Annotated in this window: 23 protein-coding genes; 16 read left to right on the top strand and 7 right to left on the bottom strand. The window is 50.4% G+C overall.

The genetic code is table 11. The features are described from left to right. The first annotated feature begins 28 nt into the window (after positions 1-28). The 3 genes from ACLR2L_RS00185 to ACLR2L_RS00175 all read left to right on the top strand — a co-directional run bounded on the left by ACLR2L_RS00185 (position 29) and on the right by ACLR2L_RS00175 (position 2702). Positions 29-1186, top strand: coding sequence for a sensor histidine kinase (locus ACLR2L_RS00185; protein ID WP_413364620.1), 1158 nt, complete (start codon positions 29-31; stop codon positions 1184-1186). Further along, positions 1183-1836 carry a response regulator gene (locus ACLR2L_RS00180; RefSeq protein ID WP_413364618.1) on the top strand — a complete coding sequence of 218 codons (654 nt, stop codon included), beginning with the start codon at positions 1183-1185 and terminating at the stop codon, positions 1834-1836. Before ACLR2L_RS00185 ends, ACLR2L_RS00180 begins: the two co-directional genes overlap by 4 nt. Before the next feature lie 116 nt (positions 1837-1952). Further along, positions 1953-2702 carry a CPBP family intramembrane glutamic endopeptidase gene (locus ACLR2L_RS00175; protein ID WP_413364616.1) on the top strand — a complete coding sequence of 250 codons (750 nt, stop codon included), beginning with the start codon at positions 1953-1955 and terminating at the stop codon, positions 2700-2702. Between the two features lie 53 nt (positions 2703-2755). On the opposite strand, the gene ACLR2L_RS00170 is transcribed toward ACLR2L_RS00175, so the two are convergent. Then, entirely contained in the window at positions 2756-3982 is a 1227-nt protein-coding gene (locus tag ACLR2L_RS00170) for a threonine/serine ThrE exporter family protein (RefSeq protein WP_140960852.1), read from the bottom strand. 166 nt (positions 3983-4148) lie between these two features. Between ACLR2L_RS00170 and ACLR2L_RS00165 the strand changes: the two genes are divergently transcribed. The 5 genes from ACLR2L_RS00165 to ACLR2L_RS00145 all read left to right on the top strand — a co-directional run bounded on the left by ACLR2L_RS00165 (position 4149) and on the right by ACLR2L_RS00145 (position 12152). Then, entirely contained in the window at positions 4149-4637 is a 489-nt protein-coding gene (locus ACLR2L_RS00165) for a DUF6491 family protein (protein WP_413364614.1), read from the top strand. Positions 4638-4724: 87 nt separating this feature from the next. After that, complete coding sequence (locus ACLR2L_RS00160) at positions 4725-6104, top strand: YcjX family protein (RefSeq protein WP_413364612.1); 1380 nt, start codon at positions 4725-4727, stop codon at positions 6102-6104. 3 nt (positions 6105-6107) lie between these two features. Beyond that, a complete protein-coding gene (locus tag ACLR2L_RS00155) occupies positions 6108-7046 on the top strand; it encodes a DUF697 domain-containing protein (RefSeq protein ID WP_413364610.1) in 939 nt (312 codons plus the stop codon). Positions 7047-7232: 186 nt separating this feature from the next. Next, complete coding sequence (locus ACLR2L_RS00150; protein WP_413364608.1) at positions 7233-8609, top strand: alkaline phosphatase PhoX; 1377 nt, start codon at positions 7233-7235, stop codon at positions 8607-8609. A gap of 495 nt (positions 8610-9104) precedes the next feature. Next, positions 9105-12152, top strand: a complete 3048-nt coding sequence (locus ACLR2L_RS00145) for a carboxypeptidase regulatory-like domain-containing protein (RefSeq protein WP_413364606.1) — start codon at positions 9105-9107, stop codon at positions 12150-12152. Positions 12153-12232: 80 nt separating this feature from the next. On the opposite strand, the gene ACLR2L_RS00140 is transcribed toward ACLR2L_RS00145, so the two are convergent. Then, complete coding sequence (locus tag ACLR2L_RS00140) at positions 12233-12601, bottom strand: VOC family protein (RefSeq protein ID WP_140958357.1); 369 nt, start codon at positions 12599-12601, stop codon at positions 12233-12235. A 208-nt stretch (positions 12602-12809) separates the two neighbouring features. On the opposite strand from ACLR2L_RS00140, the gene ACLR2L_RS00135 reads away from it, so the two are divergent. Both ACLR2L_RS00135 and feoB read left to right on the top strand, forming a co-directional pair. Continuing rightward, the gene (locus ACLR2L_RS00135; RefSeq protein WP_140958356.1) at positions 12810-13043 is read left to right on the top strand and encodes a FeoA family protein; all 234 of its coding nucleotides are present in this window, start codon (positions 12810-12812) and stop codon (positions 13041-13043) included. Between the two features lie 38 nt (positions 13044-13081). Next, positions 13082-14914, top strand: a complete 1833-nt coding sequence (feoB, locus tag ACLR2L_RS00130) for a ferrous iron transporter B (protein WP_413364603.1) — start codon at positions 13082-13084, stop codon at positions 14912-14914. A 101-nt stretch (positions 14915-15015) separates the two neighbouring features. On the opposite strand, the gene ACLR2L_RS00125 is transcribed toward feoB, so the two are convergent. The 5 genes from ACLR2L_RS00125 to ACLR2L_RS00105 all read right to left on the bottom strand — a co-directional run bounded on the left by ACLR2L_RS00125 (position 15016) and on the right by ACLR2L_RS00105 (position 19822). Beyond that, the gene (locus ACLR2L_RS00125) at positions 15016-16191 is read right to left on the bottom strand and encodes a heme biosynthesis HemY N-terminal domain-containing protein (RefSeq protein WP_413364601.1); all 1176 of its coding nucleotides are present in this window, start codon (positions 16189-16191) and stop codon (positions 15016-15018) included. Next, the gene (locus tag ACLR2L_RS00120; protein ID WP_413364599.1) at positions 16188-17357 is read right to left on the bottom strand and encodes a uroporphyrinogen-III C-methyltransferase; all 1170 of its coding nucleotides are present in this window, start codon (positions 17355-17357) and stop codon (positions 16188-16190) included. The genes ACLR2L_RS00125 and ACLR2L_RS00120 overlap by 4 nt, the downstream gene beginning before the upstream one ends. A gap of 3 nt (positions 17358-17360) precedes the next feature. Then, entirely contained in the window at positions 17361-18086 is a 726-nt protein-coding gene (locus ACLR2L_RS00115; protein ID WP_413364597.1) for a uroporphyrinogen-III synthase, read from the bottom strand. Positions 18087-18100: 14 nt separating this feature from the next. Continuing rightward, complete coding sequence (gene hemC / locus ACLR2L_RS00110; protein WP_413364595.1) at positions 18101-19048, bottom strand: hydroxymethylbilane synthase; 948 nt, start codon at positions 19046-19048, stop codon at positions 18101-18103. Positions 19049-19153: 105 nt separating this feature from the next. Then, positions 19154-19822: an alpha/beta hydrolase gene (locus tag ACLR2L_RS00105; protein WP_413364593.1), complete on the bottom strand. Its 669-nt coding sequence runs from the start codon at positions 19820-19822 to the stop codon at positions 19154-19156. Positions 19823-20035: 213 nt separating this feature from the next. Between ACLR2L_RS00105 and gmk the strand changes: the two genes are divergently transcribed. The 6 genes from gmk to ACLR2L_RS00075 all read left to right on the top strand — a co-directional run bounded on the left by gmk (position 20036) and on the right by ACLR2L_RS00075 (position 25116). Next, positions 20036-20671: a guanylate kinase gene (gene gmk, locus ACLR2L_RS00100; RefSeq protein ID WP_413364787.1), complete on the top strand. Its 636-nt coding sequence runs from the start codon at positions 20036-20038 to the stop codon at positions 20669-20671. A gap of 90 nt (positions 20672-20761) precedes the next feature. After that, a complete protein-coding gene (gene rpoZ / locus ACLR2L_RS00095; RefSeq protein ID WP_140958349.1) occupies positions 20762-21034 on the top strand; it encodes a DNA-directed RNA polymerase subunit omega in 273 nt (90 codons plus the stop codon). Positions 21035-21168: 134 nt separating this feature from the next. Further along, the gene (gene spoT / locus ACLR2L_RS00090) at positions 21169-23277 is read left to right on the top strand and encodes a bifunctional GTP diphosphokinase/guanosine-3',5'-bis pyrophosphate 3'-pyrophosphohydrolase (RefSeq protein WP_413364590.1); all 2109 of its coding nucleotides are present in this window, start codon (positions 21169-21171) and stop codon (positions 23275-23277) included. A gap of 23 nt (positions 23278-23300) precedes the next feature. Continuing rightward, the gene (locus ACLR2L_RS00085; protein WP_140958347.1) at positions 23301-23687 is read left to right on the top strand and encodes a RidA family protein; all 387 of its coding nucleotides are present in this window, start codon (positions 23301-23303) and stop codon (positions 23685-23687) included. 3 nt (positions 23688-23690) lie between these two features. Continuing rightward, a complete protein-coding gene (trmH, locus tag ACLR2L_RS00080) occupies positions 23691-24398 on the top strand; it encodes a tRNA (guanosine(18)-2'-O)-methyltransferase TrmH (protein ID WP_413364588.1) in 708 nt (235 codons plus the stop codon). A 91-nt stretch (positions 24399-24489) separates the two neighbouring features. After that, on the top strand, positions 24490-25116 hold the full coding sequence (locus tag ACLR2L_RS00075) for a peroxiredoxin-like family protein (RefSeq protein WP_413364586.1): 627 nt from the start codon (positions 24490-24492) through the stop codon (positions 25114-25116). Positions 25117-25179 lie beyond the last annotated feature (63 nt).

The following is a 25179-nucleotide window of genomic DNA, read 5'->3' as shown; positions in this document are numbered from 1 at the left end:
CTTCAATACTACCGCTTGGTATAAATCGGTGATTAAGGACGACATGACGCTGGGTAATCTGTGGCGCAAGCTGATATCAAAAGAAGACGTTAATGCCTTGCTTACGGTGTGCTTGGTAATGGCCGCCAACATCTGGATTTTGCTGGGTCATGAGAGCTTCACCGTTGCTCAGTTGTGTCTGGTAATTGCGCTGTTCGTGGCGTTTGCAGTGATGTTTCTGGTTACCACAAGGGATAAGTCATTCAAGCGCGACCGCCTCACTCGTCAATATTTACTGGCAGTGCAATACGCCATTGTACTGGCATTGTTTGCCGCCAGCCCGCTGGGCTTTAACGCCATTTTGCTGGTGGTATGGTCGGCGCAATTGCCGTATTTCCTGCCCTTGCGATGGACATTACTGAGTTCGCCTTTATGGTCAGCCTTGCCTTGGTTTCTGTACGCGTTGGTATGGCAAACCAACGGTCAGTGGGTGTCAGGTTTGTTGTTCTGGACGTTTAATTTATTTGCGTTGCTCATGATGGAGAACCGCCGTAAAGCCGAGATGCAACAGCAACGGGCAGAGCAGGCAACCCGAGAGCTGCAGGCGCTACAAAATCTGATGCAGCAGGCCAGCAGAAAAGACGAGCGTACGCGCATCGCACGGGATATTCACGACGTAGTAGGGCACCATCTCACGGCGCTGTCACTGCATTTGCAGGTTGCCTCACATACGGTAGATGCTGCGCATAAACCGGCGATTGAGCAATGTCTGTCGATAGCCAGATTGCTATTGGCTGATGTGCGTGAAGCGGTGTCAGACATCCGCGAACTGGGTGAGTTGGATTTGTGTCAGGCCATTGAAACCCTGATAGAGCCACTCAGGCATAGAGTTGAGTTTACCCTCAGGTGTGGCGATACTTCCGCGCTGTCGTTGTCGCAGGCGCAAACCGTATTGCGCTGTGTTCAGGAGTCGGTAACCAACAGTTTGCGGCATGGTCACGCCACACGCATTGAGATAGCCATCACACACGAAGCAGGCCAATATGTGGCTGAAGTGAGTGACAATGGCAAAGCCTCCAGCGGATTTGTGGCTGGTAACGGTTTAACGGGTATTCAGGAGCGCATGGCAATGCTCAACGGTGAAGCCACCTTTAACGCCAGTTCAAGTGGCTTTGCTACCCGTTTAGTGTTTCCGGAGGCGTTATGACCATTAAGGTACTGGTAGTAGACGATCAGCAGTTGCTGCGCCAGGGGCTATGCAGTTTGCTGGCATTGTCTGATCAGGTAAAGGTAGTGGGCCAGGCAAGTGATGGCGAGGACGCGCTGAGCTGGATAGCGCAGCACCCCGGCCAGGCAGACGTAATGCTGCTGGATATTCGCATGCCAAAGCTGGATGGAATAGGGGTGCTCAGGCAGCTTCAGCAAACCAACCAACACATACCAACGATTATTCTTACCACGTTCGACGACCATGACAGTTTGTTGCAAGCCATTCGTGCTGGTGCAATGGGCTATCTGCTTAAAGACGTGTCTTTGGATACCCTGGTAGAGGGGATTGCCAGTGTACATGCGGGTAATACGCTTATTCAGCCTGCGATCACAGCATCATTGCTCAAAGGGCTGCAAGGCCTGGGGCCGGGTGAAGAGGCGGTGGCACCGGTGGAAACACTGTCTGAAAAAGAAAGAGCGATTCTGCGTTTAATGGCATCGGGCTGTAGTAACAAGGAAATTGCTCAGGCGCTGTTTAAATCGGAAGGCACGATTAAAAATCAGGTATCGGGTATTTTAGCTAAACTCGATGCCAGAGACCGAACGCGTGCGGTGTTGCGGGCAGTGGAGCTGGGGATCATCAGCTAACAGTTTTTACACACATAGCAGCTTTATTACACATTTTTGCTTACACATTGCGTCTTGTAGCACGGTGTTTGAATGATTAAGTTTGCGGATACAATGGTTGCAACTATACACAGCACATGAGTCAGCAAAAAGCACCGCCTAATCACAGCTTGCAAGGGCAATTTTGGTTACCACTGTTAGCGTTATTTGCGTTAACGGTAGTCACGCAAATGAGCAACGTGATTTACCAAAAAGTAATGAATCAGCAGTCATTTGCAGACACCCTTGTACTAGGTATGATTTTCCTGTCAGTGCTTACCCTGCCTGCTTTGCTGATAGGGCTCAAGCTTGGCAGGAGCATGGGAATGGGGCTCATTAATCAGCGCGTGTTGCAGGAAGGTGGTGCAGCCGCAGGTTTGAGATTTGCAGTTGCGGTTGCTATTCCGTTAGGGTTGAGTTTGCTGGCGTTGCGCTGGCTACTGGTTGATTACCTGCCACCAGAATTGCCTGCCTATGGCTTCAGAGGGCCAGTCGGCGGGTTATTGGTTTCTGTGGGCGCCGCCGTGGGTGAAGAAATCTGGTTTCGCTTCGGGTTGATGACACTGCTGTTATTCATTACCGTTAAAGTGCGCAAATCGGCACTTGCCACGCATACCATACCAATGATGATCATATTGCTGGTGGGGCTGGGATTCGGACTGGCACACCTGCCAAGCGTGGTAGCCTACGGTGCTCATTCTGGCTTTGCTGTGTGGGCAACCATTGCAGGTAATACCGCAGTTGCTGTACTTTATGGCTGGTGTTACTGGCGCTATGGTCTGCTGTCGGCCATTACCGCCCATTTTAGTGTGGATGTCGTACTTCACGTGTTGCCGGCGCTGGTTTAACCGGTAATCTGTTACCGGGAACCAGTAACAAGGCACGTTAACACTGCAACAGGTTACAGCGCCTTTTTGGTAGGAAATACTACGTTCGCGAAGATGAGTCCTGCTACCAGCGACATAAAGATCAAGAATACATCCTGGCCAAGGTGTTCAACGTTCACAAAATCCTGGCCGGAAATAAACGAATTTAACCCAATGTAGGTTTTAGAGCCTGGCACCAGCACAATCAGGCCATGCATCGCTACAATGGTGGCTGGCTGATTCGCGATGCGGGTAAATGCATTGGCCAGAAGACCCAGCGAGAACGCGCCCACGAAACTACCGATGCTTTGCGGCAAATAATCCGATGCCAATGCGGTACTACTGTATGCCAGCAACGCCGACGCTAACGCCCAGGGAATATGCTTGGGACGGGTCTTAAAAATCGCAACCAGGCCAAAACACAATACCAGCACGGCCAGCCAGGTCGACCAGTACGGCAGTGAAGACGCCGGGTTGTAGGTGTTTTCGCCAAAGATACTGAAGCCAGTCGCTACCCCCAGGTAAGCACCAAAATACAGCTTAAACAACTGCATTAAGGCATCCATGATCCGCGCAGTGCCCGACACCATATTGCGTGAACTTAATTCGGCGAGCCCCATGGTAAGCGCCAGACCGGGCACAAAAATAATCACCGATGACAAAATGATCAGCGGAATGTTTATGCCCGGGTCAAAATGACGACTAAACCCACAAGCCAGTAACGCAACCACAAACGCGGCAACGGGTTCCATCATCAGCGCGACACGTTTGGAGCGCTCCGACCACAACACCCAGAAATACACCACAAAGCCCAGCAGTACACACCAGCCCATCTCCGACCAGCTTGCACCCATCAGCAGCGAAAACGCACCGGTAGACATGCCATAAGACAGCCCCGTTACCCATTTGCCATAGGGGCTTGGCATGGTATCTATTTCGTTGAGTAGTTTGTCGGCTTCTGCCAGCGTAAGCTGACCGGTAAGCAACTGATTAGCCAGTTCGTCGGTACGCGATAACGAGTTTAAATCCAATTCTCCCGGATCTAACCGCGCCGCATGGCTGTACTCGTCTTCGTGCCGATCGCTCCAAATCACCACCGACAATGACGTTGGCGTAGAAATAAACGAAGCATGCACACCCAGATAGCGTGCTACCTCGTTAAGATAAGCTTCAAGCCGGAATGCGGGTGTACCGTATTTATGGAGCATCTTACCCAGTTTCAGTATGAAACGGCGGATTTGAATAAATTCTTTAGTGTCCAACGGTTAACTCGGCTTCGAAGTGATAATTATTAAAGGGAATAGGGCGCTAAATTACCATGTAGGGCCGGCAAGCGGAACCTTTAACGTATTTACCTGCCTAATTCCCGGTAGTAAACAAGCCCCAAGACATGGCTTGCAAGGCGCCTAAGGGCAGAAAGGGGAAGAAATGAAATACACACTGATGATTACGTTGTTGAGTTTGCTGTTAGCATCATGCGCAACGTCGCGTTTAAGCGACGAAGCCATGGAAACCTTAATTGAAGAATTTATTGCCAGTGAACAACTCGAAAACCAACATTCCGTTTCAGCTTTCACGTTAGACAGTTACGGTCAGCTGAACGATCACTATGTAGTGTTTCGCAGTGCGCCCATGCGCCATTTTCTGGTGAAGCTGGCACCGCGCTGCTCGGAACTGAGTTTTTCGATGGGACTGGTGCTACACCGCCGGTTTGGCAATACTCTGAGTGAAGGGTTGGATTACGTATACGTACCCGATTCTCTGCCGTTTAAGTGTTTTATCAGTAAAATTTATCCGCTCACCAAAATGCAGCACGACGTATTGCGCGCCAGTATCAAAGCCGAAATTAATGAGCTGGAGCTGAAGGAAGAGCAGGAAAAAGGCGATCAGGGCACAACACCCGAAACTAAGCTGTAACAAATTGTGGCAAACCCTTGAAGTTAATGCAGTAACGGCCCATGTTAACGGTATATTCCAAACCAATGGGCCTGGTGCATTATTGTTATGCGCAAATTAATCGACGCAATCCTCACTCCGGCTAAACACGCCAAAGCGCTCGGCACAAGCCAGTGGCAGCGCTGGTTTATGCAGTCGGAGCACCGCTTTACCATTACCGGCCTGAGCCGCAGTGGTAAATCAATGCTGTTTACCAGTTTAATGACCGTACTGAAATACCGCAGTGAAGAGCAGTATCAGTGCTTACCCTTACTGCGCTATTTGCCAATGGAACTGGTGGAAAAAATGTGGCTTGAACCATTGGGCGATCTACCACTGTTTCCGGTGGAAGAGCATATTCGCGATTTGGAAGCCGGGCACTGGCCGCCTGCGACGGAAACCGTAGCCGGGTTTAAGCTGGTAGTGCGGTTGCGGCAAGCTCATCAGTTAAAAAAATACCTGTTGCCGTTTACCGATGTGGTATTTGAATTTATTGATTATCCCGGAGAATGGCTTACCGACCTGCCCATGTTGAGTAAAAGCTATACGCAGTGGTCGGACAGTGCCTGGGCGCAGCAAATGAACGAACCACAGCAGCGCTATGCCAAAGCATGGCACGATAAGGTTAACGCGTTTGATTTTGAACAACCGCCAACACAAGCGAACGTAGAGCAACTTGTTTCGGCCTATCGCCATTACATACAGGAAGCCAAATCACAGGGCATCTCTATGCTTCAACCTGGCAGTTTTTTAATTCCAGGTTCCGGATTTGATTATGTCGCACAGGGGTTTACGCCATTGCCTTCCCGCATAAGTAGCGATATAGCCAGCCCCTGGACACAGTGTTTTACCCGGCATTTTGAGGTGTTTAAACACCAATGGCTTACCAGGTTGAAAAAAGACACCTTTCGCCAAACCGACAAGCAAATCATTCTGGTTGATCTGTTTGAAGGCTTAAATCATAGCCGCAGTCACTTATATCAGCTGCGCGAAACCCTCAGTCATCTCGCTGATACTTTTGTGTACGGCAATGAAAACTGGTTTAAGCGCAATGTATTGCAACAGCAGGGTATTGCCAAAGTGGCGTTTGTAGCCACTAAGGCCGATTTAGTGCCGGCAGGGCAGCGCGATGCCCTACTGAGTTTGCTGAAAGACGTAACGCGAGGTGCAACCGCGCGCTTTAAAGACGGAGAAGTGCAGTTTGAACACTTTCTGGTGTCGGCCATTCAGGCCACCGATGAAGGCAGTCACAGCAATGCACTGCGCTACGTGAATCCGGAAGGCCGCTATATGGAAGCCGATTTTGAGGCGTTACCGCCAGACTTGAAGTCGATGCCTGCTGATGAGCACTACCCAGTGCTCAAAGCCGCGGTGCCATCTGACTATCTGGCGCGCATGTTAAACGGAAAAGGACTCGACCGTTTGTTGCAGTTCTTATTGGAGAAGTAACCCATGAAAACCACTGACGAATCCCCTTACCGGGCAAAGATTCAGCAAACCGAAATTAAAACGCAGCGCCCTGATCACGCTATGCCGGTTAAACAAGCTCAGGATGACTGGCAGCCCCAACACGCCAACCAATCCGGGTTGTCGGCAAAGTGGTGGGTACTGTTGTCGGGTGCGGCCTGTTTTGTTGGCTTTAGTGTGTTTGAGGCCATTGCGTTTATTGACACTCACTTTGCCAGCGCGCCGGTATCAACCTCGATTCTAGCGCTATTACTCAGCGCCTTTGTGGGTAGCCTCGGGTGGTTAACTACCAGTGAATACCGTGGCTATCGCAGGGTCAATACGTTCATCGACAAACGCCCCATCCGCAGTGATTTACTGGCACTCAGTCAGCCGGTTCTGGCTGTAAAACAACTCGATCAATATGCGCAGCACTTCAGTGCGGGCAGCTATGCCCAACGTTGCTACCGGCAGTTTAAGTCGATGTTACAGGACGACCATTCCGTTGAGGATGTGCTAAACCTGTATCAACAGTACGTAATAAATCCTGTGCGCAAAAAAGCCAATGATGTTGTGAAGAAGGAAGCCATGGCTAGCGGCAGTATGGCGTTTATTAGCCCTAACCATCTTATTCAAACGTTGTTGTTGTTGTGGATAAGCGTGCGTACCATTAAGCGCGTAGCGCAGGTTTATGGGCTGCGCCCGGCCACCACAGGTAATTGGAAGCTGATGAAAATACTCGCCCAGAATCTGGCTGCACAGAGCCTGTTCGACCTGGCAACCGATGAGATGACCAATCAGCTAAGTGGCTCGCTGGCTGCCAAGCTGGTAGAAAATTCAGCAGAGGCGGTGGCTGCGAGCGCACTGAATGTGCGTTTGGGCAAAGCCCTGATAAAATTACTGGATGACCAAAGCGATACACGCCAACTGGGAGATTATCGGTAAAACTGGCGCGTTAATCGCACGGGCGCTTGTAAAAGGGAACCTGGACGCCACGTCTGGCTCATACATAATGGGTATAACCAACGCGCCCACAGGCAGTCGCCCCAGCAGGTCTCCCGCTAGGTCTCCCGCTAGGTTTCCCGGTAGGGGTTGGTGCGAAAACAAACCATAATAACAAGAGACATCACCATGATAACAAGACGACAGTTTACCGTAGCGCTGGGCACACTGGCCGCTGCGGGCTTCACCGGCGGACTGTTTCGCCAGCCCAAAGCCTGGGCAGAAACCCTGGTTACTAAAACCACAGCTGGCTATGGTCCACTGATCAGCGATCCCCAAGGCGTGCTCTCGTTGCCAGAAGGCTTTAGCTACCAGGTGCTGTCGACACTGGGTGAACTGATGAGCGATGGCAATAGTGTGCCTGATCGTGCAGATGGTATGGGATGTCTTGAAATTGACGATGAACACATTGCGTTAGTGCGCAATCACGAGTTACAGCCCAAACATCTGAAGGAATTCGGGCCAGGGCAACCTGATCCATTAAAAACGCCTCGTGCCTACGACAACAACGAATTGGGCCAGGCGCTTCCCGGCGGTACCACTACTCTGGTGGTTAACACCAAAACGGGTAAGAAAGTGAAGGAATACCTGAGTTTAACCGGCACAGTGCGCAACTGCTCAGGTGGCGTAACGCCATGGGGTAGCTGGCTTACCTGTGAGGAGAGTGTTGACAAGCCTTCCTCCACTAATCAGCAGTATCATGGCTATGTATTTGAGATACCTGCAAACGCTAATGGGCTGGTGGATCCTAAGCCACTCAAAGCACTGGGGCGCTTCAATCACGAAGCGGTATGCGTCGATCCGGAAACCGGCGTAGTGTACTTGACCGAAGATCGAGGCGACAGCTTACTGTACCGCCTGGTGCCCAATGAATACGGCAATTTACAGGCAGGTGGAAAACTCCAGGCGCTGGCGGTGAAAGGGTATCCCAAATTTGATACGCGCAACTGGCAAAAACAAGAAATGCCGGTGTCATCCTGGGTAGATTGTGAGTGGGTGGACATTAAAAATCCGGATAGCCCCGAAGACGATCTGCGCAAACAAGGCTATGAAGAAGGCGCCGCATTATTTGCCCGTGGCGAAGGCGTGCATTGGGGGCAGGGCGAGTTTTATTTTTGCTGCACCAATGGCGGTAATCAAAAACTAGGGCAGGTAATGCGCTATCAGCCGTCGCCGTACGAAGGTACCCCCAGCGAGCACGACAAACCGGGGCGTCTGCAATTGTTTGTGGAAAGCAGTGATGCGCAAATCTTTAATTTTGGCGACAACCTGACTGTGGCGCCAAATGGACATCTGATTGTGTGTGAAGACCAGTATACGGCGGTGGTAGACAATCACCTACGCGGCGTTACCCCCGAGGGTGAAGTGTATCCGTTTGCACAACTTGCCTTACAAACTGAAATGGCAGGCGCATGTTTTTCACCGGATGGTTCTACCTTGTTTGTGAACATATACTCGCCCACGCAAACACTGGCAATTACCGGGCCGTGGAAGCACTTAAGCTAATTCAACACTGCGAATATCTCACACCCCTTTCAAACAACATGACCATTTGGAAGGGGTTGTTTATCTGCTTTATAGGAATAATTTACAGCATTCACAGGAATAATAATTATTCCAAATCCTCAGTAGAATAAAAATTATTTTGTAATAATACCCACGCTTTAACTATAAAAAATCGCCACGTTGTTGCTATTTACTATATAAAAAATAAAACAATAATGCCTTGCCTTTCTAGTTAAATTGCTGATTTATATTGTTTTTTGTTGTTGTGATTCGTGCGGTAACACCCATGGACGCTGCGTTATAACAACGCGGTTTATATTGGAATGGAATAAAATGCAATTTCTCCCGTGATTTTGAAATATTTTGAGATAAAATATTTCTTAAAAAATCAAAAATAAGAAAAAATTATTCTTGACCTCAAGGGTTGCTGTAGGTTAAAAGTTGACCATAAGCGGTATAAACCGTACTACAAAAACAGCAACAGGGGTCTCACACATGAAAAAGGAACTCACGCCATTTGAGGCGCGTTCAGCGGGGCGCTATTTAGCGCAATCCATTCGCCGGGCGGTTCGTCAATCCTGGCAACATCGCTCAACCTGCGCAGCAGTTATTTTCGCTGGCACCGTGGCCGCTGGGATCAGCGCACCGGTTCAGGCTCAGCAAACCACTGGTAGTATCAAAGGTACAGTTAGTGCGGTTAACGGCGTGGTATCGGTAAGCGGTGTTAGCGTTGAAGCAACCAGTAACGTGATGCCAAAGCCCAGAACAGGCACTACCAAAACTGACGGCTCATTTACGCTGCCATTTTTGCTGCCAGGTGACTACGACGTGAAATTTACTTTCGCTGATGGTTCGGTGAGAACATTAAAAACCCGCGTTTTGCTGGATCAATCCGCTGTAGTGAATCTGGTATACGAGCCAGCAAATACTGAAGTGATTGAAATTGTGGGTTCGCCCATTATTCAGGAAGGCGACTCCTCCCTGACTAACTCGTTTAGTCAGGAACTGATTGCGGCCATGCCAATTGGGCAGACTTACCGTGACATGCTGAAGATTCTACCGGGTATTGAATATAGCGAAAACAGCGTATTAGGCCCATCAGCAGGTGGTTCGGGTGTAGACAATAGCTATGGTTTTGACGGTGTGGATTTGTCGTTACCTATGTTTGGTAACTTGTCGTCTGAACCTTCTACCCATGATATCGCCTATGTGTCTGTGGACCGCGGCGGTGCGAAGGCCATTGGCTTTAACCGTTCAGGTGGTTTCGCGGTTAACTCGGTTTCAAAATCCGGTACTAACGAATTTCACGGTAACGTGGAATACCGTATTCAGAACGCTGATTTCTCGGCAACACCCAAATCCGGCGTGATTCAGGATACCGACAGAACCTGGATTATCACCTCTCTGAGTGGTCCGCTGATTGAAGACGAACTATTCTTCTACGCATCGTACTATCGCCCGGAAGTTGATGGCACTAACAAAGTTACCGTATATGGCCCGGCTAAAAAATATAACAGTACCCGCGACGAATTCTTCGGAAAACTAACGTGGGCACCTAACGACGATCTATTGATCAACTTAAGCCAACGGGTATCTAACCGCGAAATCGAAGGCGCATCTATCGGCGAATTTGAGACCGACAGTGTGTCTTTGGGGAGTTCTGCTGATTTGAGCATTCTGTCATTAGATGGCTCGTATCTGCTAAGTGATACTTCTTCATTTACCTTCAAGTACGGTATGTACCAGGAAGATACTGCCAGCCGCCCTGATGTAATGTTAAGTGCGGTACCATCGATTGGCGGTTCGCTGGATCTGAACAATCTGGATCAGATGGGTTATTTCGGTGTGCCGAGTTTGCGCGACATTCCTGCTGGTGCCGATGCCGATACTATTGCTGCTATCAACGCCTACAACGCTGCCGCGTTGCCGCTGATTCAGGCCTATGGCTATGTGGGCGATAGCGGTGAAATGATGGGTGGTACCGGCGTAGGCGCATACCCAACTATCAACAATCAGGACTTCGAAAGGGAATCACTGGAACTGGCCTATGATACCGAGTTAGAGCTCGGTGACATGACTCACTTTTTGCACTTTGGCTTTAAGTGGTCTGAAATCATGGAAGACCTGGCACGTTTATCAAACGGCTGGGGAACCATTAGCTATGTTGGCGGGTTGGGTGCAGAAGGCGATAACGACGTATCGGATGTTTACTATCAGGTTGCGGTAGAGCAAATGAGCCTGGTAGGTGAAGATGGCACGGTACCTACCATCAAGTCTTTTGCTGAGAGCTACAGTTTCGAAATTAACGACGAAATTGAACACGGTGATTTTACCTACAACATTGGTGTACTGGTAAGCAAAGACATCCTTTACGGACAGGGATTGAAGAAAAACAGCAGCAATGTGTCTGGCTATGAATTAGCTCCGGGTGAAAAGTACGAAATGTACGAAGTAGACTGGAAAGACATGATCCAGCCACGATTGGGAGTAACCTGGGATTACGATGCCTCTGGCAGCGTATTTGCAAATTATGCCAGTTACAACCCGGAAGCCAGTTCTTTGGCCCGTGCGGCATCATGGGATCGCAACAGCCGTCGTACAATTCTGGTTAACTTCGATGAAAACGGTGATTACCTGAGTGCCGGCGGTGCTGCAGGCTCCAGTGGTAAGTTCTTCGCCGATAATATGAAGCCGCGCCGAATTGATGAATTAACAGTGGGTGCCACTAAGCTGGTTACACCTGAACTGTTCCTGCGCACACACCTGCGTTATCGCTACGGTAGCCACTTCTGGGAAGATATGCCAAACGATGCGCGTCTGTATGGCGATTACACCGGTGGCAGTGTGCCAGACAATATCGCTGCCAAAGGCTTGTATATTCCCAACCTGGCAGACATGAGAGCGGAAGTGGGTGGTTCGTCTTATGTGATTGCCGAAGTAGACGGTGGCCAGACTAAGTATTACGAATGGAGTATGGAAGCGGAATACAACGCAGACAACATGTATGTTAATGCGTCTTATACCTGGAGCCATTACTACGGTAATTTCGACCAGGACAATACCACCACAGGCAACGATGCCAATACCTTCATCGGTTCGTCGTTCTACGGTGACGGCCCTGGCCGCATGGTGTGGGACAACCGCTACGGTAAGCTAATTGGCGACAAGCCGCACAAATTTAAAGTGCTAAGCACCTATACTTTCCCCTGGGAAGGCGTAGCTGGCGCGTACTTTATCTTCCAGTCGGGTGAAGCCTGGACTGCCTGGGACGGCGCTGTGTATGGCTATTCTTCCAGCACCAGCCGTTATGCAGAACCAGCTGGAAGTCGCCGCGGTGCAAGCCACTGGCAAATGGATTTAAGCTATACGCAAAACTATGAGTTTATGGATGGTCTGGTTGGGCGTTTCCGTGCCGACCTGTTTAACGTGTTCGACAAGCAAACAGGCTACAGCTACGATCCTTTCCCTGGCGATAATTTCGGTAGCCCGCGCAGTTACTATAACCCGCGTCGCATCCAGTTATCGGTAGGTCTGAGTTTCTAAGCTCCGTACAACCTCGTTGACTCACGATGGTTCAGCCACCTCAATTTGAGGTGGCTTTTTTATTGGTGTAGCGCGAAGGCTCAGGCCATACAAAAACAGTTGATTTTGTTGCCGTCTAAGTCGCGGAAATACGCGCAGTAATAAGTGTCCATGCGCGTACCTGGTGCGCCTTCATCTTTTGCACCCAATGCCATGGCTTTTGCGTGTAAGGCATTTACCTGCTCAGGATTGGCGGCGGCCAGCGCTACCATGCTGCCATTGCCTACCGTTGCAGGCTTTTCGTCGAACGGTGTGGCTACCGCAAACATAGGTGCACTTGGGTTATTTCCCCACGCAATCATGCGCGGAGCATCAATGGCGCGTTGTGCGCCCATTATTGACAATAACTCGTCGTAAAACGCACCGGCCCGGGCTAAATCGTTGGTACCAAAAATGGTGTAGGCTATCATGCTAAATCCTTGTAGTAGGGTTGAGTAAACCCATCTAGCTTAAGCGTAGACATTCCCGCACAGCAAGTACTCATTCAATTTTATCTGTCACCCATGTTCCGCTAGTGCTACAGGCGGTAATCTGTTAGTCTAAATAGGAATGATTGTTATTTATGAACGTTGCCAACCGAATGCAGATTGGGCAGCGTGAACAGACTGGAAATTCACTATGACATTATGGGAACTGGGTAAGTCGCAATCCGCGCTGGTTAGTCAGGTAGACACCGCGCTGGACCCTCAGATTATTGCCCGTCTCTACGAAATGGGACTGGCGCCAGGGCGCAGTGTGCAATGCGTAAGACGAGGCCCTCTTGGCGGCCCTATGGTAATGCAATTAGGGGGAAGCGTGTTCGCGATGGAACAAAATCTGGCTTCTTGTATTGAGATCGCGCTTCAAGACTAACCATAAACTGTTAGCACACTTCAGGAACAGTAGTACTCATGCAACGCATATTAATGGTAGGTAAGCCAAACTGTGGTAAAAGTTTGTTGTTTAACCAACTTACCGGATTACGCCAAAAAGTAGCCAATTACCCAGGGATCACCGTAGAAGTAACCCGCGGCAGGTTTGATAAATTTGAACTGGTTGATTTACCCGGGGCTTATTCACTGAACGGGCTTACCCGCGACGAAGTGATCGCAGTAGAAGAAATTAAGCGTTCACTGGTAGATGACAACACCAGTATGGTGCTGGTGGTACTGGACGCCACCCGATTAGCACAGAGTTTGATTCTGGGCCTGCAGGTTAAGCAACTGGCCGTGCAGCATGGTAAACCCGTTATGTTTGCGCTGAACTTCATTGATGAAGTGAAACGCGTGGGCGAAAGCATCGATACCGAAGGACTGTCTAACGCTCTGGGTAGTCCGGTTATGCCGTTATCTGCTCGCTCTCTTGATGGCTTGCACGAATTCAAACAAGCACTGTTGTCGATGGCTGACTGGCCGAAGGTACACAAGGACGCGCAGCCTCCTGCAGCAGATTACTCGGATGTTGCCTCTCGTAGTCAGGAATTGGCCAGCGAATTCGGCATTCAGCACGATATTGTGCTGAAAAACCAGAATCGCATCGACAGCTTTATGCTGAATAACTGGACCGGTGGGCTCATTTTTATCGCTGTGATGTTTGTGTTGTTTCAGAGTATTTTTACCCTGGCAGCACCGCTGATGGATGGTGTGGAAAGCTTTATTGAGCAGGCAGCCAGTGGTGTGGGGTCGCTTACTCAGGAAGGCATGTTTCATGACTTCATGCACGATGCCATGTTTGGCGGTGTGGGTTCGTTCTTAGTATTTGTGCCGCAAATCATGGTGTTAACCCTGATCATTGGGTTGTTGGAAGATTCTGGTTATCTGGCTCGCGCGGCGCTAATGTGCCATCGGCCGCTGAGCTTTTTTGGTTTGTCTGGTCGCAGTTTTATTCCTTACTTGTCGGGTCATGCCTGCGCTATCCCGGCTATTATGGCAGCGCGTACCATTGAATCCCCACACAAACGCTTAGTTACCATGCTTACCATTCCGCTGATGTCCTGTTCAGCGCGTTTGCCAGTCTATGCTTTGCTGGTAGCAGTATTAGTGCCTGCTGACGGTACCTTCCTTGGCGTATTCAACTTACAGGGCGCGGCGTTCTTTGGCTTGTATTTCTTCGGCATTGTGATGGCCTTGATTATTAGCCAGGTGCTCAATCGCTTTTTGCCGCGCGATTTAGAAAAGACCGACATGCCGTTTATTCTGGAATTACCCACTTATCGCCTGCCTCACTGGAAGCCATTATTCCACCGCGTTATTAACAGCGGTTTGCAGTTTATCCGCCGCGCTGGTCCGATTATTTTTGTGGTATCGGTAGGCATTTGGGTCCTGGGTTATTTCCCTCTAAATGCCTCGCTGGAAGACTCCTGGTTAGGTCAGATTGGGCATTACATTGAACCTATATTTGCCCCAATGGGACTGGATTGGCGCTATGGCGTGGCTATTTTGATGTCGTTCCTGGCCCGTGAAGTGTTTGTTGGTGCGCTGGGCACGCTGTTTGGTATGGAAGGCGCGGACGAAGACGTAGCCGGGTTAGCTGAGCGCGTACAAGCTGAGGGCCTGACACCAGAAGCCGGTTTGGGCTTAGTACTGTTCTACGTTGTGGCACTGCAGTGTGTTGCTACCGTTGCTATGCTTAAAGGCGAAAGCGGCAGTAATAAACTGGCCTGGGGGCTGTATGTGGCCTACGGTGTGCTGGCCTATGTGATAGCCGTGGTAGTGAATCAATTTTCCGGCTTTATGTTTGCGTAGGTTGGTATCCCACAGGGTATGCTATGCAAAGAACAAGGGCGCTGTATAGCGCCCTTGTTGTATCAATCCAGCCTTATTTTTGTTTCCGTTAATTTACCTGTTTACTTCTCTTTCAGTGCAATACTCTGTTTGTAGTAAGCCAGCGCAGATTCGTGGTTGCGGGTCTTTTCGTTAATTTCTGCCAGTAGCAATAAGACTTCCTTCGACGGTTGCAGCTTCATGGCCTTTTGCAGTGCTTTACTGGCCAGGGTCATGTCGTTGGCCTTATACGCCACTTTACCCAGAACACGGTATAACTCCTGGTTGTCTTCGTCGGCCTTTATCCACTTCTCCAGTGCACTGATAGTTGGGGCCGGATTAGGTAGTGCTAATTGTTGTAATAAAGGTAAAAAGTCGGGCTGTGGCCCGCGTTTTTGCCAGTCCAGCAGCATGGTCTGAGCTTCCTGATGCATGCCCTGAGCCAGCAACTGTTCGGCGTAGGCTACCTGATAACCAACATCGTTGCGATGTTTGCGGGGTAACGATTCCCAGAAGGTTTTTAACTGAATTGCGCCCTGCTTGCTGGCAACTTCAGACAGCCGGCCTTTGGCAATCTGCCTGGACCATATGGTGTACTGATCGCCCAGTACTTTTTTATAACCATCAAGTTCGCTTTCGAGTGTGGCCCACTGATTACTCTCTGCCAGTGCTTGCACGCGCAGTGCAATGGCGGGTTTAGTGGCCTTTTGTTTAACGTCGAGTTTGTCCAGCTCTGCCAGTGCTTGTTTGGGCTGATGAGCAGACAATGCCATGCGCGCCAGCGTAACACGTGCAGCTAACGCCGAACTTGGGTATTCCGCCGCTTCGTTAAGTTTACGGGTAGCAGTGTCATGTTTGCCGCGTGCTACGGCTGCCTGAGCGGCTACCAGATAATTCACACCCTCAAACTCACCCTGCTCAGCTATGTCAGCGGCTTGGGTAGCGGCATCCCACTCCCCTTCTGCCAATGCCTGAATACTGCGGTAAAATGCACGTTGCTTTTTGCGCTCGGCCCGGCCACCAAACCAACTGCCTGGCAACCTGGTGAGTTGCCACGCCCTGCCAAACAACATGCGGATAAGGACCCAAATCACCACAGCGCCTAACAGCATGATCCCAAGCGCTACTACGCTGGTTTCAATCATCAGGTTACCCATGGAGATCAGCACATAGCCTTTATTGCCAATGAGCGACGGCGCGGCTATCAGGGCAATTAGCACTACGGTAATGAACAGCAGCTTTAGGATCAGTTTTCTCATAGCGCGCTGACTCCTTCACCAAACACGCGTTTCACCCGGCTATCCAGCAGCGCTTCAAGGGCGGCCTGCGAGTTGAGTTCGGTTGGAATGGCTTTGCTGATATCAGTGGCTTTTAAATGACTGAGCGCCGTTTCAAATCCGCTTACCTGCGGGCTGTCGGCTAAGTAGTGTTCAACAAGAATGGCAGTGGCTTGATCAAGCGACGCCTCAAACAACGCCTGTTCGCTGGCCAGAGCAGCGGCCTGCGCTTGTTGTAATGCCAGTTTGAGCTGCTCTTGCGCCAGCCATTTCTGTTTGGCTGTCATCATGGGCTCAATGGGTTCGTCACGCACTTCCACGTGAATAAAGTCGTCTACTAGAGAGTGCCATACATTTAACAGGTTTTGTTTCCAGTCGCTGGCTGAATCCGTCACGCTGGTGTCTGGTGCCGTGTAGTTTTCTTCCGGGGCATCCAGGGGAAGCTTACTCACTTGTTTAAACATACCGTTAAGTGCCAGTGCTACCGACACCTGAGAAGTCGGGTTAACCTGTTGTAACGCCTGAATGTCCTGGGCAATCAACGCACGAACGGGTAACACTGAAGGATCAGATAACGATTGCAAGCGCTTGTCGGCATTCCCCAACAGCAAAATGGCGGTACGTACATCCTGCTCCAGCCACATTTTGCGTCCGGCCATACGCACTAAATAATCGGCCTCGGCTACCAGCCAATCGGTAGGGCGGCGTCCGTTCATTTCCTGCAATTGTGCTTCGGCGTTAGCGAGTGCACCTGCCAGTTCATTTATCTTAGCGTCAGCCGCTTGCTGCGCGTCGGCTAGGGCGCGGTCGGTTGCTTCCTGTTTGGTGAGGTCAGTTTTTATCACATTGCTGTCGGACGCGGCGCGATTGCCCTGCGCAGCAATCGAATCAGACACACTGGCTTCAAGTGCGTCCAATTTCGCCTGCGTTACGGTACGTTGATTAACGAACCAATACCCACCGTATGAGGCAGCACCCAGCAACGCCAGATTCAGCACTACAAATAACCACAGCAAACCGGTACCCGCGGGTTTATTAGCGGCCTGTTTTGACTCAGCAGCAACTTTCGCTCTGGCCGAAGCAGTGGCTTCAATGGTTTCAGCCAGACGAGTTTTGGCGGTGTCTTGCGGTTGCTGATTATCAGCCATAGGTTACTCCCAGTTTTGCTTTATCCATGCAATGAGCGACAGGTCGTTGGCTTGTGTGCAAATATCTATTTGTTCAATGCCCTGCTGACGCAACTGCTCTGCAATTCTTTCGCTCACCGTTAACCAGCGGTACTGATGTAACGATTGAGCCTGATAGGTGTTTAATAAACACTGTGCCTGTTCGCCGCTGGTTGCCACAATACCGTTGATGGCTTTCCAGTTAATGGGTTGACTGAACAAGGGTGACGCCAGTGTAATGCGTTCGTAAACGTCAAAAATGGTGAGCTGGGCGCCTCTGGCGACCAACGTCTCCTGAATATGGGTCCGACCACCTTTACCTTTTAATAACAAAATGTGCTGGCCGGTGCAATCGTGTAACAGCGGTAAATCCAAAAGGCCTTCCGAACTTTCGCGCTCTGGCGTGATAACCATCTTACTCAGGCCTACCAAAGCGTCTGCAGTACCCTTGCCAACGGCTACGATACGGGTTGCGGGCGGAAACTGCGTTGCTGCACTGGTCAATGCCTCACGCAACGCCTCAGCCGCGGCCTTGCTGGTGAGCACCACTATCGCGCTGCTGTGTTGGCAGAGCCATTCACATGACTTAAGGGCTTGTGAGGGAATACTTTTAATGGTTTGCAGCGCGACTACCGAGGCGCAAAGCTCCGCCTGAGCAAACGCCTGGGCGCTTGCCGCCAGTTTAGGCTCGGGACGGGTAACCAGATACATGGCGGCGTTTATACTTAATCGTTGTGAAGCGCAGATAAAATGTCGGCTGCGCCCTGGGCCAACAGTGACTCAGCCACTTCTATGCCAAGGTTTATGGCCTGGTCGCGATGCCCTTGTGCGTTGGCATACAGGATCACAGAACCATCTGCTGTGCCTACCAGTCCCGTAAGGTGAAGAGTGTCGCCCTGCAGCGTGGCATAACTGCCAATGGGTACCTGACAACCGCCTTCCAAACGCGCATTCATGGCGCGCTCAGCTGTTACACGGCTGGCAGTGTCGGCGTGATTCAGCGCACTAAGTAGTTCTATCAGTTCTGCGTCGTCGTTGCGGCACTCAATGCCCACTGCACCCTGACCCACTGCGGGCAGCGAATCGGTGTGAGGGATTGGCTGGGTGATGCGATCTTCCATGCCTAAACGAATTAAACCTGCACAGGCCAGAATAATGGCATCGTATTCATTGGCATCCAGCTTTGCCAAACGGGTATTTACATTGCCGCGCAAATCCTTGATCACTAAATCCGGACGGTGATGCCTTAACTGACACTGACGGCGAAGACTGCTGGTGCCTACCACTGCGCCTTCAGGTAACGACTGAAGCGAATCAAAGCGATTAGATACAAAGGCGTCGAACGGATTTTCGCGCGGGCAAATGGCGTGTAAGCCAAATCCTTCGGGGAAGTCTACCGGCACATCTTTCATAGAATGCACGGCAATGTCGGCACGGCCTTCCAGCATGGCGACTTCCAGTTCTTTTATAAACAACCCTTTGCCGCCAATTTTGGCAAGGGGCGTATCCAGAATCCGGTCACCCTGGGTAGACATCGGTACCAGTTCAACACTGAGGTGAGGGTGATGGTGCAATAACTGCGCTTGCACATACTCGGCTTGCCACATGGCCAGAGCGCTCTTGCGTGTGGCAATTCTAATGGTGCGATGAGGCTTCACTGCATTGTTCGCCATAGGGTAAATTCTTGTGTTTCAAATACAAATTCAATCAGCACAGTGTAACTGAAATTGCCTGAACGCGCGACGAAATTAGCTTGATCTGCCTCTATGCAACGGTGACTAACTGAGTCTGGCCTGGATCCAGGCGCTGATGTCGTGAATTTCTTCCATACACACGTTGTGCTGCATGGCGTAGGCTTTCCAGCTTACCTGATAGCCTGCATCCTGCAGGGTTTGAAAAGCGGCTTGCCCCATTGCAGCCGGCACCACGTCATCGTGCGTACCATGGCCAAACTGGATAGGCGTATGCTTATTGGCATCACTGGCTTCATTGGCGAGCAATGCAGGCTCGCACAGGTAAGTAGACAGTGCCAGAATACCGGCCAGGGTTTTGCTGTAACGCGTGCCAAGGTGCAGTGCAATTACGCCGCCCTGAGAAAATCCGGCAAGGATAATGCGGTTAGCCGGTACGCCTTTGGCAATTTCAGCTTCAATAAGCTGCTCAACCAATTCTGCTGACTCTCTCACTCCGCCTAGATCGGCACGTTTATCAAAATCCATTGATTTGATGTCGTACCAGGCGCGCATGCGCATTCCACCGTTGATGGTCACCGGGCGTTCAGGCGCATGCGGAAAAACAAAGCGAATAGCCATGTCTTCGGGAAGCTGTAATTCCGGAACGATGGGCGCAAACCCATGACCGGAATCGCCCAGACCATGCAACCAGATCACGGTAGCTGTAGCGGCTGAAACGGGATTGATATCAACATAAGGTAACGGCTGGCTCATGGTAACGATGTCCTTGATTTTGTTGTTCTGCGCCGGATTTAGTAATTTGGAATACTGCAGTGCAAAACTACCATCATGCCTCGGCCGGAGCAATCGCGATTTTTGAGACAACGGTGGCATGTCATTGAATTTATGACAAAGGCTGTGAATAGCTACGCCTCGGTGTGCTACAATCGGGATTTAGCATACACTGTTGATGAAGTGGTACGCGATATGAGTACATTACTGGGCAACCTGTTTATTCTGGCTGCGCCGTCCGGGGCGGGCAAATCGAGTTTAATTAAAGCCTTGCTGGCACAAACACCGCCTGCGGGTGCCAATCCGTTGCAGGTATCGGTGTCGCACACTACCCGTGCACCCCGTCCGGGAGAAGTAAACGGCGAGCATTATCATTTTGTTACGCATGCCGAGTTTGAGGCACTGATCGCGCAAAATGCATTTTTTGAATATGCAGAAGTGTTTGGCAATTACTACGGCACGTCGCGGATCACCATAGAACAAACCCTGCATCAGGGCATTGATGTGTTTCTGGATATCGACTGGCAAGGTGCCCGACAGGTGAAAAAGCTGATGCCCGATACCTGTGGTGTGTTTATATTGCCGCCGTCGGTGGAAACACTGCGCCAGCGCCTCGAAGGTCGCGGGCAGGACGATGAAAGCGTGATTGCCAAACGCATGGCCGAAGCCGTATCGGAAATGTCGCACTACGACGAATTTGATTACGTGCTGATCAACGATGACTTTAACACCGCGTTGGCCGAATTAAATTACATTGTGCAGACGCAGCGGTTGCGAACCCATAAACAGCAACTGCGCCATAACGCGCTGGTCAGGAGTTTATTGGGCTAAGCTCAAATTTAGTACTACCCTTTTCCCGCCGTGTTGTTGTATACTACGCGGCCATTTTTAGTAATAGTATTGTTCAGTTCGGAGATATACATGGCTCGCGTTACAGTCGAAGATGCAGTTGATAAAGTTGGTAACCGTTTTGACCTGGTACTGGTTGCTGCACGTCGTGCCCGCCAAATCGCCACAGAAGGCAAAGAGCCGATGGTTGATGCGAGTAACGACAAGCCTACCGTTATTGCATTACGCGAAATCGAAGAAGGTCTGGTTAACGCTGAAACCATCGAACAGGATGAGCTGCGTGACCAGCAAAGCCAGGACCACGTAGAGTTTGCTTCAGTAGCAAGTCTTCTGTCTGACCAGTAAGCCCAACGGCCTCTGGCAGTACTTTTTGACAGCGCCAGTGCTTCTTATTCAAGAAACACTGGCGTTTTTCGTTGGAAAGCTGCTCATTTCACCGTATTCTTAACGCTTGATATTATTGGAAATGCGTAACAAACGTGTATCTGTTTGAAGGGTTAAAGCAAAAAATCGCCGAATACTTGTCGCCTGAACGGGTTCAACTCGTACAGGAAGCCTTTGTATTGGCGCACGAAGCGCATGATGGACAGATGCGCTCAAGTGGCGATCCCTACATTACGCACCCGGTTGCTGTAGCCAGTATTCTGGCTGATATGCACATGGACCATGAAACCCTCATGGCCGCCCTTCTCCACGACGTAATCGAGGACACTCACTACAACCAGGAAGATTTGGCCGATGCCTTTGGCAATACGGTGGCTGATCTGGTGGAAGGCGTGAGCAAGCTCGACAAAATAGCCTTTAGCAGCAAGCAGGAAGCACAGGCTGAAAACTTCCGCAAAATGATGATGGCCATGGTGCAGGACATCCGGGTTATTCTGATCAAGCTGGCCGACCGCACACACAACATGCGCACTCTCGGCTCTTTGCGCCCCGACAAGCGTCGTCGTATTGCGTTGGAAACGTTAGAAATCTATTCGCCTATTGCGCATCGCTTGGGTATTCACGACATTAAGAATGAACTGGAAGACTTAGGCTTTCAGGCTATGTACCCCATGCGCCATCGCGCGCTGAAATCGGCGGTGAAGCAAGCGCGGGGTAACCGCAAGGAAATCATCGAAAATATTCGAAAGGAATTGTCTACCCGGTTAGCCGAATACAAAATTGATGCGTCGGTGATTGGTCGCGAGAAACACTTGTATTCCATTTACCGCAAAATGAAAAACAAGGAAAAGATGTTCAATGAAGTCATGGACATCTATGCGTTTCGTATTGTGGTTACGTCGGTAGACGACTGCTATCGCTCTCTGGGGGCGATGCACGGCTTGTATAAGCCCATTGAGACTCGCTTTAAAGACTATATTGCTATTCCACGCACCAACGGTTACCAGTCGCTGCATACTTCTCTGGTAGGCCCACACGGCATTCCGGTGGAAGTGCAAATTCGCACCATGGCCATGGACCAAATGGCCGATAAAGGTGTTGCTGCACACTGGTTGTACAAAGAATCCGGTGATGGTACCACCGCACAATTGCGGGCCCGCAAATGGATGCAGTCGCTGCTTGAATTACAGCAAAGCGCCAGTTCGTCGTTTGAATTTATCGAAAGCGTAAAAACCGATCTGTTTCCCGACGAAATTTACGTGTTTACACCGGATGGCCGAATTATTGAGTTGCCGTCGGGCGCAACCGCAGTGGACTTTGCCTATGCGGTGCATTCCGATGTGGGTAATACCTGCGTGGGTGTGCGTGTTGAGCGCCGTAATTACAGCTTAAGCAAGCCGCTGGAAAACGGGCAAACCGTTGAAATTATTACCTCGCCGAAAGCCAAACCCAATGCCAACTGGCTGAACTTTGTAGTGAGCGCCAGAGCGCGCACCCGCATTCGCCAGTACCTGCGTAAACAGCAATCCCAGGAAGCCATTAACATGGGTAACCGCCTGTTGCGCCATGCATTGGGGTCAGTGAAGCTGGATGATATTGCCCAGGCAGACATCGACCGCGTAGTGGTAGAAACCAAGCACGAGACATTTGATGATCTGTTAGTGGATATTGGGTTAGGCAACGAGCTTAGCGCCATTGTTGCCCGCCGGTTACTGGGTGAAAGCGAAGATCTCACCGAGAAAAAAGGCAATGTGGCTATCCGTGGTACGGAAGGACTTCTGGTTACCTACGCACGCTGCTGTCACCCCATTCCGGATGACGAAATTGTCTCGGTCCTCAGCCCGGGTAAAGGCATGACCATTCACCAGAATGGCTGTCCGAATATTCGCAAGCTGGCTAAGGAAGAACCTCAGCGCGTGCTGCGCATGCAATGGGACGAAGAGCCGCAGGGTGAATTTAAGGCATCATTGCGCATCGAACTGATTAACCATCAGGGTACACTAGCCACCCTGACAAACAATATCGCCTCGTGTGATTCCAATATCATAGGCCTGCAAACCGAAGAGAAAGAGAGCAATGTCTACTTTGTGGATATTGAACTGACTACGTACAATCGGGTGCACCTGGCCAATGTAATGCGTAAAATACGCACCATGCAAGAAGTACAAAAAGTGTCGCGACACAGCCAGTCGCGTCAGCAATAAATCCATTATCCACAGGACTCATTATGTCTAAGTCAATTATTCAAACCGATAAGGCCCCTGCGGCAATTGGCACTTATAGCCAGGCTGTTAAAGCAGGTACCACAGTATATTTGTCTGGCCAGATCCCACTGGTGCCGTCAACCATGCAATTGGTGTCTGATGATTTTGCGGAACAAGCCACTCAGGTATTTGAAAATATCAAAGCGGTTTGTGAAGCCGCTGGCGGTTCAACCAACGACCTGGTGAAAGTGAACATCTACTTGTTGGATCTGAGCAATTTTGCCACCGTAAACGAAATTATGGCTAAATACTTCACTCAGCCCTACCCGGCTCGCGCGGCAATTGGTATTAAAGCACTGCCGAAAGATGCGCTAATCGAAATCGATGGCGTAATGGAGTTGCCGGAGTAAGTCATGACACCTGAACGTTACCAGCGCATCAGAAACATGCTGGCCAAACGTCAGACGGATTTGACAGTATGCCTTGAGAACGTCCACAAGCCGCACAATGTGTCGGCTGTGGTTCGCACCTGTGATGCCATTGGTATTCACAAAGTGCACGCTATATGGGAAAGCCGCTATGGCATTCGCCGTGGTACCGCCATGGGCAGCGAGCGCTGGGTAGGTGTAGACACCCATCAAAATGTGGGCGATGCCATTCGCGCGCTCAAAGCGAATAACATGCAGGTACTGGTTACCCACTTGTCTGACGAGGCTGTAGACTTTCGCGCAGTAGACTACACCCGGCCTACGGCAATTCTGTTTGGCCAGGAAAAGTATGGCGCAACCGATGAAGCCATTGCCCTGTGTGATAAAGAAATTGTTATCCCCATGGTAGGCATGGTGCAATCGCTTAACGTGTCGGTAGCTGCCGCTCTGGTGCTGTACGAAGCACAGCGTCAGCGTCAGAATGCAGGCATGTACCAGATTCAGCAACTCACCGAAGCCGAATGTCAGCGCATTTTGTTTGAAGGCGGGTATCCGGTGCTGGCGAAAGTGTGCCGAAGCCGGGATTTGCCCTATCCGGTGATTGATGATCGGGGGCAAATTGCTGCTGACGATGCCTGGTGGGCAAAAATGGATATCAACACCAGCGCGTTTAAGTCGCTGCTCAACGCATAAAAACTTACGCTCAGCCAAAACAGGCAAACAGCCCGAAAGAAAAAGACCACATTGCTGGTCTTTTTTATACCTAACTGACTGAGAGATCCCAATGCGTTTACTACTTATTACTGCGCTCTTTATAAGTGTGCTTGTTTCCTGTTCATCGATTGCCCAGCCGCGTGACATCGCGCCTGAGGCCGATGCGGTAAGGCCGCTATTGAACGGCATGACCATTCCTAATGTTACCGTTTATCTGGCCGACGGTACGCCGGTCAGCCTGGCCGGGCTGACTATGCAAAAGCCAACGGTGCTCCTGTTTTATCGCGGTGGCTGGTGCCCTTATTGCAACCGTCAGTTTGCTGAACTGCAAACAGTTGAACAGGAGATTGTTGAACTGGGTTATCAAATCTTAGCAATCTCGCCAGAAACGCCTGCGAATCTGCAAAAGCAGGCACTCAATACCGAGATGCAGGTTATTCAATTGTCTGATACTGCACTCAATGCGATCCGCGAATTCGGCTTGGCTTTCCACGTAGATAAAGTGACGCAAATGCGCTATGCCGCCAATAACATCAATCTGGCAACAGACGCAGATGGTAATGCTGTATTACCCGCACCTGGTGTGTTTATAGTGAATCAGCAGGGCGTAGTGGAATTCAGCTACGTAAACCCTGATTTTAAGGTGCGTCCATCGGCAGCGCTTATCCTGAGTGTCGCTAAAGTGCTGGCTAACTAGGGTTTACAGCCAAGGAGCACACTGCTAATCAGCCGGGCTATGCGGCCCGGCTAATTCTCAGTG

This window comes from Alteromonas sp. AMM-1 (genome assembly GCF_047290655.1).
Taxonomy (GTDB): Bacteria; Pseudomonadota; Gammaproteobacteria; order Enterobacterales; family Alteromonadaceae; genus Alteromonas; species Alteromonas mangrovi.
This window is presented reverse-complemented; position numbering and strand designations above follow the sequence as displayed.